12 protein-coding genes are annotated in these 12,465 nt (G+C 62.1%); 4 read left to right on the top strand and 8 right to left on the bottom strand.

What is annotated here, in order from left to right:
* Nucleotides 1–61 precede the first annotated feature (61 nt).
* From ACXJKO_RS06725 to ACXJKO_RS06710, 4 genes are all read right to left on the bottom strand, one after another.
* The gene (locus ACXJKO_RS06725; protein ID WP_457090318.1) at nucleotides 62–883 is read right to left on the bottom strand and encodes an ABC transporter permease; all 822 of its coding nucleotides are present in this window, start codon (nucleotides 881–883) and stop codon (nucleotides 62–64) included.
* The gene (locus ACXJKO_RS06720; RefSeq protein WP_457090317.1) at nucleotides 880–1,683 is read right to left on the bottom strand and encodes an ABC transporter ATP-binding protein; all 804 of its coding nucleotides are present in this window, start codon (nucleotides 1,681–1,683) and stop codon (nucleotides 880–882) included. The genes ACXJKO_RS06725 and ACXJKO_RS06720 overlap by 4 nt, the downstream gene beginning before the upstream one ends.
* A gap of 10 nt (nucleotides 1,684–1,693) precedes the next feature.
* Entirely contained in the window at nucleotides 1,694–2,644 is a 951-nt protein-coding gene (locus tag ACXJKO_RS06715) for an ABC transporter substrate-binding protein (protein ID WP_457090316.1), read from the bottom strand.
* A 210-nt stretch (nucleotides 2,645–2,854) separates the two neighbouring features.
* Nucleotides 2,855–4,423, bottom strand: coding sequence for a glucan biosynthesis protein (locus ACXJKO_RS06710; protein WP_457090315.1), 1,569 nt, complete (start codon nucleotides 4,421–4,423; stop codon nucleotides 2,855–2,857).
* Between the two features lie 644 nt (nucleotides 4,424–5,067).
* Here ACXJKO_RS06710 and ACXJKO_RS06705 point away from each other — a divergent pair.
* Together ACXJKO_RS06705 and ACXJKO_RS06700 are read left to right on the top strand one after the other, a co-directional pair.
* Nucleotides 5,068–6,222, top strand: a complete 1,155-nt coding sequence (locus ACXJKO_RS06705; RefSeq protein WP_457090314.1) for a type III PLP-dependent enzyme — start codon at nucleotides 5,068–5,070, stop codon at nucleotides 6,220–6,222.
* A 130-nt stretch (nucleotides 6,223–6,352) separates the two neighbouring features.
* On the top strand, nucleotides 6,353–6,925 hold the full coding sequence (locus ACXJKO_RS06700; RefSeq protein WP_457090313.1) for a GNAT family N-acetyltransferase: 573 nt from the start codon (nucleotides 6,353–6,355) through the stop codon (nucleotides 6,923–6,925).
* A gap of 9 nt (nucleotides 6,926–6,934) precedes the next feature.
* Here the strand turns inward: ACXJKO_RS06700 and ACXJKO_RS06695 are convergent, their stop codons facing one another.
* The gene (locus ACXJKO_RS06695) at nucleotides 6,935–8,161 is read right to left on the bottom strand and encodes an MFS transporter (protein ID WP_457090312.1); all 1,227 of its coding nucleotides are present in this window, start codon (nucleotides 8,159–8,161) and stop codon (nucleotides 6,935–6,937) included.
* 249 nt (nucleotides 8,162–8,410) lie between these two features.
* Between ACXJKO_RS06695 and ACXJKO_RS06690 the strand changes: the two genes are divergently transcribed.
* Together ACXJKO_RS06690 and ACXJKO_RS06685 are read left to right on the top strand one after the other, a co-directional pair.
* Complete coding sequence (locus ACXJKO_RS06690; protein ID WP_457090311.1) at nucleotides 8,411–9,838, top strand: homospermidine synthase; 1,428 nt, start codon at nucleotides 8,411–8,413, stop codon at nucleotides 9,836–9,838.
* A 64-nt stretch (nucleotides 9,839–9,902) separates the two neighbouring features.
* The gene (locus ACXJKO_RS06685) at nucleotides 9,903–10,241 is read left to right on the top strand and encodes a hypothetical protein (protein ID WP_457090310.1); all 339 of its coding nucleotides are present in this window, start codon (nucleotides 9,903–9,905) and stop codon (nucleotides 10,239–10,241) included.
* Between the two features lie 111 nt (nucleotides 10,242–10,352).
* Here the strand turns inward: ACXJKO_RS06685 and ACXJKO_RS06680 are convergent, their stop codons facing one another.
* From ACXJKO_RS06680 to ACXJKO_RS06670, 3 genes are read right to left on the bottom strand one after another with little or no spacing between them, the layout of a single operon-like run.
* Nucleotides 10,353–10,898 (bottom strand): DUF2937 family protein, encoded by a 546-nt coding sequence (locus ACXJKO_RS06680; protein ID WP_457090309.1) that lies wholly within the window; start codon nucleotides 10,896–10,898, stop codon nucleotides 10,353–10,355.
* An 11-nt stretch (nucleotides 10,899–10,909) separates the two neighbouring features.
* On the bottom strand, nucleotides 10,910–11,188 hold the full coding sequence (locus ACXJKO_RS06675; protein WP_457090308.1) for a hypothetical protein: 279 nt from the start codon (nucleotides 11,186–11,188) through the stop codon (nucleotides 10,910–10,912).
* Nucleotides 11,189–11,196: 8 nt separating this feature from the next.
* Complete coding sequence (locus ACXJKO_RS06670) at nucleotides 11,197–12,204, bottom strand: WD40 repeat domain-containing protein (RefSeq protein ID WP_457090307.1); 1,008 nt, start codon at nucleotides 12,202–12,204, stop codon at nucleotides 11,197–11,199.
* Between the last annotated feature and the right edge of the window lie 261 nt (nucleotides 12,205–12,465).

Genomic DNA, 12,465 nt, shown 5'->3' with positions numbered 1-12,465 from the left:
CTCATGACGTTTCAATGACAGGCCGACTGGAAATCGGAAAACCCACAGAGGGAAATGCCGATCAGGTGCTCCGGGACACAGCGCTTTCATGCCACCGCCGCAGGAGAATCTGGGTGAGGGCACTTAACGATAGAAATAGAGTAACGCCTAAAGCCGCCAAGAGGACAAGAGCTGCGAAGAGGCGGGGAATGTTGAGACGGTACTGGCTTTCGATGATGCGATAGGCGAGGCCCGAACCTGCCCCTGCGGAACCTGCCGCCATTTCCGCCACCACAGCACCGACGAGGGACAATCCGCCTGCAATCCGCAAACCCGCCAGGAAGGCCGGCAGGGCCGCAGGGCGGCGCAGATACCAGAGCGACTTGAGGCGCACTTGCAGGCGGGCCGTCCAATCCTGGCGCGCGGGAGCGCCGTAGAGCTGAAACAGCTCCAGGAGATTCCTGTCGACGGATTGCAACCCCAGCATGGTGTTGGACAGCATGGGGAAGAAAGCGACGAGCCAAGCGCAGGCCAGCACCGCCAGATCCTGCCGCATATAAATGAGAAGCAGGGGCGCGATGGCGATGACAGGCGTCACCTGCAGAACGACGGCAAAAGGATAGAGCGAATATTCGACGACGCGCGAGAGGCTCAAAATAACGGCGAGCGCCACGCCGCCGACCACCGCGAGAGCAAGTGCAATGAGTGTAGTCTCGACCGTTACCAGAAGAGATGCGGACAGGAGCGCTCGGTCGCTCCACATCGTCGCGGCGATCAGGCTCGGCGCGGGCAGGATATAGGGCGGAATATCCTGGAGGCGGACAGTTGCTTCCCAGGCTACGACAGCCAATAGAATGACGGTGATTGGTAGAAATACCTTAAGCGCGTTACGGGCAAGGATCATCGCAGATCCTCGCCATGCATCGCCGTCATGAGAGCGTGGGAGACATCGCGGCAGAGTTCAGCGTAGCGCAGGCTGGTGCGGAACTCGCTGCCGCGCGCGCTTTGCGGCTCGCCCGCGATCTCCGCGACGATGCGGCCGGGGCGCGGCGACAGGATGGCGATGCGGTTCGAAAGATAGGCGCTCTCGTAAACGGAATGCGTCACGAACACGATGGTGCAGCGGAGCGTGTTCTGAAGCTCAAGAAGGTCGTCATTCAACTTGAAGCGCGTGATCTCGTCGAGCGCTGCGAACGGCTCATCCATCAGCAGCAGCTTCGGCTGGACGATCAGGGCGCGGGCAATCGACACGCGCATCTTCATGCCGCCGGAAAGCTCGCGCGGATAGGCCTTCGCGAAATCCTGCAATCCCACAAGGGAAAGGCATTCCGCAATCCTATCTTTCGCATCGCGCTTCGAGATGCCGCGCAGGCGCAGGGGCAGCCATACGTTATCGGCCACATTGGCCCAAGGCATCAGGGTCGGTTCCTGAAAAACGAAACCGATCTCGCTGCGATGATCCTCCTGCAATGCTCCTGGCCAATCGATGCTGCCGGATGTCGGATTGGCAAGGGCTGCGATTAGGCGGAGCGCTGTCGATTTTCCACATCCCGACGGCCCAAGAAGCGAGATGAAATCTCCCGCACGCACATCGAGGCTGAAGTCTTCGAGCGCAGCCACGCCATTGGCAAATATTTTCGAGATGCCGTGCAGGGACACGAGCGTGGAAGCAGGCTCACCTATGGGATATGCGACGCTGCGCAATGCGCAATCCTTATTGCTTCCTGAGATCGAGGCCGACGCCCTTGTTCACGAATTGCAGGGTATAAGCTTTCGTGTAGTCGAGATCGGCTTTGAAGAGACCAGCCTTCACCATTTTCTCGAAGAAGTCCTTCATGCGCGCATCCGACATGGCGCCGATGCCGAGCGTCGCGGTATCTCCTGAATCGACGATGCCGTATTCCTTCATCTTGGCGCGCGAATAGGCGAGCAGCTCGTCCGTCATCTCCGGATTGTCGCGCTTGATGAGTGCGTCCGCCTTGGCGCTGTCGCCATAAAGGTAATTATACCAGCCGATGGTCGAGGCGTCGACGAAACGCTGCACCAGATCGGGATCCTTCTCCACGATCTCGCGGCGCGTCTCGACCGTGGTCGAGTAAGTGCTGAAACCGTGATCTGCGAGCAGGAATACGTTCGGCTTGAAGCCTGCGGCCTTCTCGATGACGAGCGGTTCGGACGTCACATAGCCCTGCTGCACGGCTTGCTTGTTGGCGATGAAAGGAGCCGGATTGAAGCCATAGGGCTTCATCTGCTCGTCCTTGAAACCGAACTCGACCTTCATCCACTGATAGAAGGTGGCGAAGCCGTCCTTCGACAGAAGAATGTCGTTCGACTTCTTCAGATCCGCGAAGGTGTCGAGGCCCTGGCCCGGATGGCTGAGAAGAACCTGCGGCTCTTTCTGGAAATGGGCCGCGACGACGAGCGTGGGAATGTTCTTCTCGACAGCCGAGAAGGACTGAATGAGGCTGCCGCCCATATAGAAGTCGAGCTTGCCGACGCTCATGAGCATGCGGTTGTTCGCCCGTGGGCCGCCGGGAACGATGGTCACCTTCAGGCCGTACTTCTCATAGGTGCCGTCGGCGAGAGCCTGGTAGTAGCCGCCATGCTCGGCTTGCGCGAGCCAGTTGGTGCCGAAGGTGACCTCCCGCAGTGGTGTCTGTGCCATGGCGCCGCCGCCAAGGCATATTGCTAGAAAACCAGCCAACCAAGCGTTCAGCTTCATCGCTCACCTCTTGACACCTGCAGGCATGGGCCTGCCCTCAAGGCAGAGCTTCTGCGCGGTTCAGACGTGCTTGGCAAGCACTGTCGTCCTTGGCCTTATTCCGCGCACGATCCCGGATCGGCTCATACTGTCCGGGATGGCGAAGCCTCAGAATCACTCCACCGACCAAGGATAGGTCCAGGTTTCCGTCAGCGTCCGGTTTCCGGCCTTCAAGAAGGCGCGCAGATCGGTGGACTGGCCCGGCTCCAGCTTCACGTCAATGGCGGCACGGAATCCTTCGGTGTGATCGTTGGGCATGAGGAAAGTGTTGGTGATCTGGCCGGCCGAGGTCGAGGGAACGAGCTGCACCTGATCCGGCGCGTTGAAATAATAGGGCAGGTTGCCGCCGGCGAAGTCGATGATGAAGCGCCGGTGTGTGCGGTCGCTGGGGCCGTTCGATCCGCTGGCGCGGGGCGGGGTCTGGAAGGTGTTGATCGCCTTGCCCCCGGGATGCATCGCGCCGATGGCGCCCGCAGCCCGCAGGCGGTAGGAGAGGGTGACCTCCTGGCCCTGCTCGTAGGGACGCGCAGGCTGCCAATAGGCCACGATGTTGTCATGGGTCTCGTCCGGTGTCGGAAGCTCCACCAGCTCCACAAATCCCTCGCCCCATTCGCCGATGGGCTCGACCCAGTAGCCCGGGCGCTGGTGATAGCTGGCTTCCAGGTCCTGGTAATTCTCGAACACCCGGTCGCGCTGCATGAGGCCGAAGCCGCGCGGATTATTGTCGCTGAAGGATGAAATGGCCTTGCGGCTCGAGTTACGTAAGGGGCGCCAGATCCACTCGCCGCGCCCCGATTGCATCAGCAATCCGTCCGAATCGTGAATTTCCTGGCGGTAATCGTCCGTGGGCTTGCGGTCGTTTTCGCCTTCGAAATACATGGAGGTGAGGGGAGCAAGGCCCACATTCTCGATCCGCTGGCGCGGGAACAGCGTGGCCGTGACGTCCAGCGTCGTCTCCTTGGACGGATAGATCACGAAGCGATAGGCGCCCGTGACCGAGGGGCTGTCCAGTAGGGCGAAGATTGTGGCCCGGTCGTCCTCGGGCTTGGGCATCTCGATCCAGAACTCGCGGAAATGCGGAAACTCCTCCGCCTCTCCGCCTTCCACATTGATGGCGAGGCCGCGTGCCGAGAGGCCGTATTTGTGACCCTGGCCGAGGAAGCGGAAATAGCTCGCACCGAGGAAGGCGATCAGCTCGTCGAACACTTTCGGGTTGTTCAGGGGGTAATGCAGGCGGAAGCCTGCAAAGCCAAGGTTCACCGGAAGCGGCCGCTCGATCTTGTTGCGGCCGTAATCGAACAGCTCGCGCTGGTAGGGCACGGGCGTGGGCACGCCGTCGCGGATGATGTTGACCGTCACCGGGCGCTGATAAAGGAAGCCGAGATGGAACAGCTGCATGCGAAACGGCCCGTTGCCCGAGGCAAGCAGGGCCTTGTCCGTTCGGAAGCGGATATCGCGGTAATCGTCGAAGCTGAGCCGGTTCAGGGGCTCCGGCAGCTGCGTGGGCGCGGTCTCGAAGGGGGCGGTGGACAATTCCCGCGCCCGGCGCACCACATCCTCGAATCGGAACGGGTTCGGCGTCGGCGCCCCGTTCTGCTGCGCTGAGGCCTGCTGCGCCCAGGCCGGCAGGGCGGTGGCGGCAAGCAAGCTTTGCAGGAGGCGTCGGCGGGACAGGTGCATCATGGTGGCGGAACTGTTCTTCTATAAGGAAAATGGCGAGCTTAGCTGAAGTCAGGAATATGGGCGTCAACCCCGATCCCGTGGACCCGTTCCGCTTAATGGAAGCTGAATGGTGATGCGAGCAAGACACAGGCTCGGACAGGGTTAAAAAAATGTCCGGGATACCCTGAATAGCTATTGTGATCCGGGGGGAATGCGCTTATTTCACTCTTGCCCAATTTCGCACGTGCCTGTGGTCGTGTGTCGGTTGGTGGGCATCCGGACAAGAGGCCGGACAGCCGCCCGAGAGCATCCTAGCTCTCGATACCCCTAACCGGCAGCCGGAGGCGAAAACCGGCGCACCTCGTTCTCAACGAGGGACGCGACTTAAAGCAACGACGAACGGGCTTTTTTGGTCTCGTTGGCCCTCCAAAGGTCAACACCGAAGAGGCTTGTTTATCATTGCCAGGCGTGCGGACGGGAACTCCCCATCCAATCCACGGCAGCATCGTCGGGTGAAGAGCCCATCGCCGCTACGCGTGTCTCCATCGCACGAAGCGGGATGCATCTTCCCTCGCTGACGCCGGACGGCAGAATGTTCTGACCGTTCAGATTTCAATCCGGAGGCTGGACAAGACCTCCATTGAACCTGTGGTGGGGAGAGCGCCATGACTGAGCGTATTCGTGAATTCCTGCGTACCCGACGCGAGGACGGCCCGTGTGTTGTCGTCGACCTCGAAGTCGTGCGCGAAAATTACTCCAAGTTTGCCCGGGCGCTTCCCGACACGCGTGTGTTCTACGCCGTGAAGGCGAATCCCGACCCGAAGGTCCTGAAGCTTCTGGCCGATCTCGGCTCGTGCTTCGACACGGCCTCCGTGGTCGAGATTCAGCTCGCACTGGATGCCGGCGCGACGCCCGACCGCATCTCCTTCGGCAACACGATCAAGAAGGAGCGCGACATCGCTCGCGCGCTTGAGCTTGGCGTGCGCCTCTATGCGGTCGATTGCGAAGTCGAGGTCGAGAAGATCGCCCGTGCTGCCGAGACTGCCGGTGTTGCCGCTTCCGAAGTGAAGGTGTTCTGCCGCATCCTGTGCGACGGCGCCGGCGCCGAGTGGCCGCTCTCCCGCAAGTTCGGCTGCGTGCCGGAAATGGCGGTGGACGTGCTCGAGCATGGCGTTCGTCATGGCCTGGAAGCTTATGGCGTGTCGTTCCACGTGGGCTCGCAGCAGCGCAACACGGAAGCCTGGGATCAGGCTCTCGGTTCCGCCTCCGCGATCTTCCGTGAATGCGCGGACCGCGGCATCCATCTGTCGATGGTCAACCTCGGCGGCGGCTTCCCGACGAAGTACCTGAAGTCGGTGCCTCAGGTGAAAGCCTATGGCGAGTCGATCTTCCGTGCGCTGTCGAAGCACTTCGGCAACCGCATTCCGGAGACGATCATCGAGCCGGGTCGCGGCATGGTCGGCAACGCGGGCATCATCGAGGCCGAGGTCGTTCTCGTCTCGAAGAAGAGCCGCGACGAGGACGAGGTGCGCTGGGTCTATCTCGACATCGGCAAGTTCGGCGGTCTCGCCGAGACGATGGACGAGTCGATCCGCTACCCGATCCGCAGCGAGCGCGACGGCGACCGCATGGTGCCTTGCGTGCTGGCTGGTCCGACCTGTGACTCGGCCGACGTTCTCTACGAGAAGGAGCCCTACATGCTCCCCTTCTCGCTGGAGATCGGCGACAAGGTGCTGATCGAGGGCACGGGTGCCTACACGACCACCTACTCGGCGGTCGCATTCAACGGCTTTCCGCCGCTGAAGTCTTACGTGATCTAACTCACGTCCCGCCTGCCTCGTGTAATGAGGCAGGCATCAACCCCAACGAAGTTGTCCCGGACGGCCTACACGATGTTCGTGTTGGTGCGAGGGCTGTCGCTCACCCCACGTGTATTGGGAGGCCACGGCCATGATCACGATTCGTGAAGAATCCTTCCACGATGTCGAAGCGCGCGAAGCGCTTCTCGATGCCTGCTTCGGACCTGCCCGGTTCCAGAAGACCTGCGAGCGTCTGCGCGAAGGCCGCAAGGCCGCCGACGGCCTGTCGCTGGTGATCGAGCAGAATGCCGAGATCGTCGGCACGGTGCGCCTCTGGCACGTCTGTGCCGGCCCGAATCGCCCGGCGCTCATGCTCGGCCCGCTCGCCGTCGATCCCGCGCTCCAAAGCCTCGGCCTTGGTGGCAAGCTCATGCGCGAGTCAGTGAAGCGCGCAACTGACCTCGGCCACAAGGCCGTGCTGCTGGTGGGTGATGCGCCTTACTACAAGCGCTTCGGCTTCTCGACGGACAAGACGGGTGCGCTCTGGCTGCCAGGCCCCTACGAGCGCGACCGCTTCCTGGCGCTGGAACTCGAGGACGGATACCTCGACAACACACGCGGCCTCGTTGCGGCCACGGGTGCCTTCGAGGAGAAGCCGGATCTCGCGGCTCTCGTCGCCGCTGCAGCGCAGGGTGCGCGCGGCGGATATCGTCCGGCTGCATAAAGCTTCTGCTTAGAAACCCGAGGGCTCTCTGTGGGCTCTCGGGTTYGGCAGCACGAAGGTCGTACCCGCCGCGAGAATCATGTAGGCGGCAAAGCCCAGCACAATCGTTTCGAGAGAGACATCCGCATCGATCAGGAGACCGATGGCGCCTGGTGTCGCGGCGGAGGCAACGACCATCATCGAGCCTGCAATGGCGCGGATTTTTCCCAGATGCGTTGTGCCGAACAACTCGGCGAGAACGGCAGCAATCACCACGTTGGTGCAGCCCGATGTGAGGCCAATCAATCCGAAGAACAGAAGCGGCAGAAACGGCCCGCTGAGCGTGGCGAGGCAGATGGAGGCCGCCGTCATGCCCGCCAGATAGAAATGGCTGAGACGCACCGCGCCGAAACGGTCGACGAAGCTGCCCGCGCTCATGGCGACGACCACGGAGACCAGAGCGAATGTGGTGATGCTGCTGGCAAGCAGTTCCAGCGACCAGCCTTTTACTTCGGCGATGAATCGCTGATGGAAGAAATAGGCGGTCATGATCGCAGGATAGCCGATCATGGTCGGCACCAGCGCGAGAAAGCGCCAGTCGCTGACGATCTCAAACCAGGTCGGGCCCGGCTCGCCCGATGCCTTGATGTGCGTGGTTGCCTGAAGATCGGGATCTTTCGACCGCAGCGAGAAGCCGAGAAGCCAGCCGATGCACAAAGCCGTCACGAGAATGAGCGCGGCGATGCGCCAGGTTCCCGTCCATCCAAAGCCGGCAATGAGTGCGAGCGCGATCCCCGGCAATATGGCCTCGCCCGCCGGAAAGCCAAGCGCCGCCACGCCGAGCGCGCGGCCGCGAACGCCCTCGTGCAGGCGGGCGGTGCTCATGACGCCGGCATGGCTCAGCATGCCCTGGCCGAAGAGGCGCAACGCGAAGAGGCTCAAGCCAAGAACGAGGATATTGGGCGCGAAGGACAGGCTCAGCGCGGCACAGGCCAGGCCGATCAGGGCAATGGTGGCGTAGAGGCGGATATTCACCCGGTCGATCATGCTGCCCACCCAGATCATCAGGAGGCCGGAGGACAGGGTTGCGACCGAATAGATTGAGCCGAAGCCACCGTTAGTAAGCCCGAAGGCATCGCGGATATTCGGGCCTGACAGGGAGATGAAGAAGGTCTGCCCGAAGGACGACAGGAATGTCAGGGCAAAACCTAGGCCGATCACGCGCCCGTGGCGCATGAGGAGTTCATGGAATTTCATCGGTCTTCGTATCAGGCATCAACAGGATAGCCGCATCATGCAGCCTTGTTTCACAATGTCGAGGCCCCAAATGAGCATGGCAGGGCTTGAATTTGTCATGAAGCCTTCGCCATCCGCAGGGATTTTGCCGTTTCGCCTGGGCAGATACGCCCAGGCATTGACCCCGAGGGCTCCTCAATCCTAGATGCGCCCAACGTCGTTGTAAGACGTTAACCCTTCCCAACTCTGCTTTCGAAGGAGACAGATCCGATGACCACTTGGCCTGTCCACGCCCGCATCAGCGGCCCCATCGTGATGATCGGCTTCGGCTCGATCGGCCAGGGCACCCTGCCGCTCATCGAACGTCATTTCGAGTATGACAAAAGCCGCTTCGTGGTCATCGATCCGCAGGAGAAGCACAAGGACCTCCTCGACGAGCGCGGCATTCGCTTCATCCAGCAGGCCGTGACCAAGGAGAACTACCGCGAGCTGCTCACGCCGCTGCTGACTGAAGGCGGCGGCCAGGGCTTCTGCGTGAATCTCTCGGTGGACACGGGCTCCGTGGACATCATGGAGCTGTGCCGCTCGCTCAACTGCTTCTACATCGACACGGTCAACGAGCCGTGGCCCGGCTTCTACTTCGACAAGAGCAAGGGTCCGGCCGCGCGCACGAACTACGCGCTGCGCGAGATCACCATGGCGGCGCGCAGGCGCAATCCGGGCGGCACCACGGCGGTTTCCTGCTGTGGCGCGAATCCCGGCATGGTCTCCTGGTTCGTCAAGCAGGCGCTGGTGAATGTCGCCGGCGATCTCGGCATCACCTATGACGAGCCGAAGAGCCGTGAGGATTGGGCGAAGCTTGCGCAGCAAGTCGGCGTGAAGGGCATCCACATTGCCGAGCGCGACACGCAGCGCGCGAAGTCGGAAAAGCCCATGGGCATCTTCGTCAACACATGGTCGGTGGAAGGCTTCGTGTCGGAAGGCTTGCAGCCCTCCGAGCTAGGCTGGGGCACCCATGAGAAATGGATGCCTGAGAATGCCGGCACGCTCGGTCCCGATGCTCAGGCGATCTACCTGCTTCAGCCGGGTGCTGCCACGCGCGTGCGCACTTGGTGCCCGACGCCCGGTTCGCAGCACGGCTTCCTCGTCACGCATAACGAGGCGATTTCGATCTCGGACTACTACACCGTGCGTGAGAACGAAAAGGCTGTGTACCGCCCGACCTGCCACTACGCCTATCATCCCTGCAATGAAGCGGTGCTCTCGCTGCACGAGATGTTCGGCAATGCCGGCATAGCGCAGGAGGAGCAGCACATCCTCGACGAGAACGAGATCGTGGATGGCGTCGACGAACTCGGCGTGCTGCTCTACGGCCACAGCAAGAACGCCTATTGGTACGGCTCGCAGCTCTCCATCGAAGAGACCCGCCGCGTGGCGCCTTACCAGAACGCCACCGGCCTGCAAGTCACCTCTGCCGTGCTCGCGGGCATGGTGTGGGCGCTGGAGAATCCGGAAGCCGGCATCGTCGAAGCGGACGAAATGGATTTCCGCCGCTGCCTTGAAGTGCAGATGCCCTATCTCGGCCCCGTGAACGGCTTCTACACCGATTGGACGCCGCTCAAGGACCGCCCCGGCTTCTTCCCGGAGGATATCGACACCTCCGATCCGTGGCAGTTCCGGAACGTGCTCGTGCGCTGATGCGATGTTTCTCATCCCCGGCGGTCCTTGAAGGCCGCCGGGGATGAAACTGGAGGATTCTGGCATGCCTCATTTCGAGGAATTTTACGCCGACAAGCTGCGCGGCGGGCTTGGCGTCGTTGACGCGGAATCGGTGCTCGATCTGCGCGAAGCCACGCGCGAGCAGGCCGCGGCTTCGCTCCAGGACATGCTGGAACGCAGCCGCTTCGCCCAAGGAAAATCCGTCGCCGTGCGCTTGGCCCCGCCCCCGGAAGGCGGCGGCGAAACGCTCTTCCAACCCATCGGCAAAGCGCTGCTGGAAGCCAAGAAGCGCGGTTGGATCGACCGATTGCAAACGCTGCCCGCCGAGGATGGCTTGGGCTTTTACGTGGTGCTCGCCGGAAAGTCGGAGCGCGAGACTTAACCGACATAGCAAACACCAGACCTCATCCTGAGGGCTTGCGCAGCAGGCGTCTCGAAGGATCGTCCAGAGTGTACTTGAACCTCCTTCGAGACGGTCGCTTAAGCGACCTCTTCAGGATGAGTTCTGGTGGATTTTTTCTGTCTTTATTTTGCTCGTGCGAGGACGCTTTCGGAAGAAGCTACGCACAAATCCCGCAAGCAGCAAAACGCCGCCCCACACGACAATGAATCCGATAGCGGTGGACAGAAGCCCTTCTTCCGTCACCGGCACCGCGGGTTCGAAATCGCGATAGGCGGCTTCCATGACGTCCCGATCGCCGTCGCGCAGCATCAGGGCGACGCGGGCGAAGGGGCCGGCCTGCATCATGGCTTCGCGATGGATCTGCAGGCGCTTTATACGCTCCACATTGGCCTGCATTGCCACGCCCTGGCGGTTGACGAGCCCATCGGGGTTCGAGCGCAGGCGCGCGATGGCGGTGTCCTGCGTTTCGTTGTTCGCGCTCGCATCAGCGTCGAAACGCGCGATCACGCGTTGCAGTTCGTCGATCGCGCCGCCGAGACGCTGGCGATATTGCTGCGAATATTCCGGCCCCTGCGAGGCGACGATGCCACCGAAAATGCCGAGACCGAAAGCGATGATGCGAATGGTACGTGACACGGATGACCTCCTTACAGGTCAAGCACGTCGCGGATATCTTGTTCCGTTATCTCATCCAGCGTCTTCTGCACCTTGAGAGCACGGGTCTTCCGCCCCGGTTCCATCACTAGGATCACGGTCTCCAAGCCAGGACAGCCGGGATCGTTGCAGACGATCTCGTTGACCGCGAAGGTAGTGTCCGGGGACACGTGGAGAATCGTGCGTGCCAGTTCCTTCACACGTTCCACGGCCTCCCGGTCGGGCTTGGGCAGCCCGAAGGTCCCCCTTAAAAAACCGCCGAACAGAGCCACGGGCGACCTCATGTGGGGAGGGTCAGGATGCCGGCCTGTCCGTCCTCGCAGCCGAAGGCGAGGCGCTTGCCGCCCTTGTCCCAGGCGAGCGCGGTGACGCCGCTGCTCTTCACGGCGGGGCGCACCAGCAGCTCGGAGGCGTCGGTCAGTCGGATCATGAGGATGCAGCCGTCCTCGTAGGCCACCGCCAGCACGGAGGTGTTGGGGTGAAAGGCTACGCGGCTCACCTTGGCCGGGCGCACGCCGCATTCGCGCGGCGCCTTGCCCATAGGGCCTTCCTTGGACTCAAAGGGCCAGATGATTGCGGCTTCCGCGCCGGATGTGGCGAGCCATTTGCCGTCATGCGACCACGCAAGCGAGCGCGTCTTCGACGGATAGCCGCTCATGCGCATGTGGCCCTTGTCGGGGATCAGACGCCAGCCGTGCAGCGCATTCTCCTGCATGGAGGTGACGACGAAGCGCGCATCGGGCGACCAGGTCACGTCAAGATGCGAGCCCTTCCATTCGAGCGCCTCGGGCTTGGTCTCCGTATTCGGAAACCACAGGGTCGCGCCGTTGTAGTGCGAAATCGCGAGCCGGTAGCCCTTGGGCGCGAAGGCGAGGCCGCGCGCGGTCGAGGGCACTTCGAGGGTCTTTTCCTTGCCCTTGTCGTCACGGGCGAACACACGCTTGCCGGCGGCATAGGCGAATGCGCCGCCCGCATTGAGCGCCAGAGAGTCGATCCATGCGCCCTTGGTCTCGGCCAGGGTCTTCGTGGAGCCGTCAGCGCCGGTCACCGCGACGCGGCCATCGTCGCCGCCCGTCACGAAGCGTTCGCCGTCGCTCGCGCCCACGAGGATGCCGGCATCGGGATGGGCCTCAACACGATGAGTTTCGCCGTCCTTCGCCAGCACCACGCCACCATCGGCGAGGCCGAAGGCCGCAGTGCCCTTCAGCCAGCCGATTGCGATGACATGGGCGCCCGCATCGACGGGCGCGATGTTCTGGGTCAAGGACGGAGCATTTTCAGAATTCATCGGGCGATCCCCTCAGGTCGGTTCCCCATAGCATGTTTCGGGGGATGCAGGGCAAGGCGTGGGCTACAGCCAATATCCCCACGGCGGTAAGCCTTCTGGGCCATGGTCCGCGCGGGCCGATGGGCCATCATATGGCTTTGACACCCACGAGTTCGGGAATGGGAGTTTCGGAATGCGGATTTTGACCGTGATCGGTTTTGTCTTGGTGGCACTAGGCCCGATGGAGGTATCTGCACAGACGATGGACGGAGCAGCGCCCCA

This window comes from Microvirga sp. P5_D2 (assembly GCF_054049475.1).
Note: the sequence above shows the minus strand (reverse complement) of the source record. Positions and strands in the feature narration are given on the sequence as shown.

What these genes read in the sequence shown, in the direction of transcription:
- ACXJKO_RS06705 (WP_457090314.1), top strand. Translation starts at nt 5,068, where the DNA reads ATGACTGAGCGTATTCGTGAATTCCTGCGTACCCGACGCGAGGACGGC.
- ACXJKO_RS06700 (WP_457090313.1), top strand. Translation starts at nt 6,353, where the DNA reads ATGATCACGATTCGTGAAGAATCCTTCCACGATGTCGAAGCGCGCGAA.
- ACXJKO_RS06715 (WP_457090316.1), bottom strand. Translation starts at nt 2,644, where the DNA reads ATGGCACAGACACCACTGCGGGAGGTCACCTTCGGCACCAACTGGCTC.
- ACXJKO_RS06690 (WP_457090311.1), top strand. Translation starts at nt 8,411, where the DNA reads ATGACCACTTGGCCTGTCCACGCCCGCATCAGCGGCCCCATCGTGATG.
- ACXJKO_RS06725 (WP_457090318.1), bottom strand. Translation starts at nt 883, where the DNA reads ATGATCCTTGCCCGTAACGCGCTTAAGGTATTTCTACCAATCACCGTC.
- ACXJKO_RS06670 (WP_457090307.1), bottom strand. Translation starts at nt 12,204, where the DNA reads ATGAATTCTGAAAATGCTCCGTCCTTGACCCAGAACATCGCGCCCGTC.
- ACXJKO_RS06710 (WP_457090315.1), bottom strand. Translation starts at nt 4,423, where the DNA reads ATGATGCACCTGTCCCGCCGACGCCTCCTGCAAAGCTTGCTTGCCGCC.
- ACXJKO_RS06685 (WP_457090310.1), top strand. Translation starts at nt 9,903, where the DNA reads ATGCCTCATTTCGAGGAATTTTACGCCGACAAGCTGCGCGGCGGGCTT.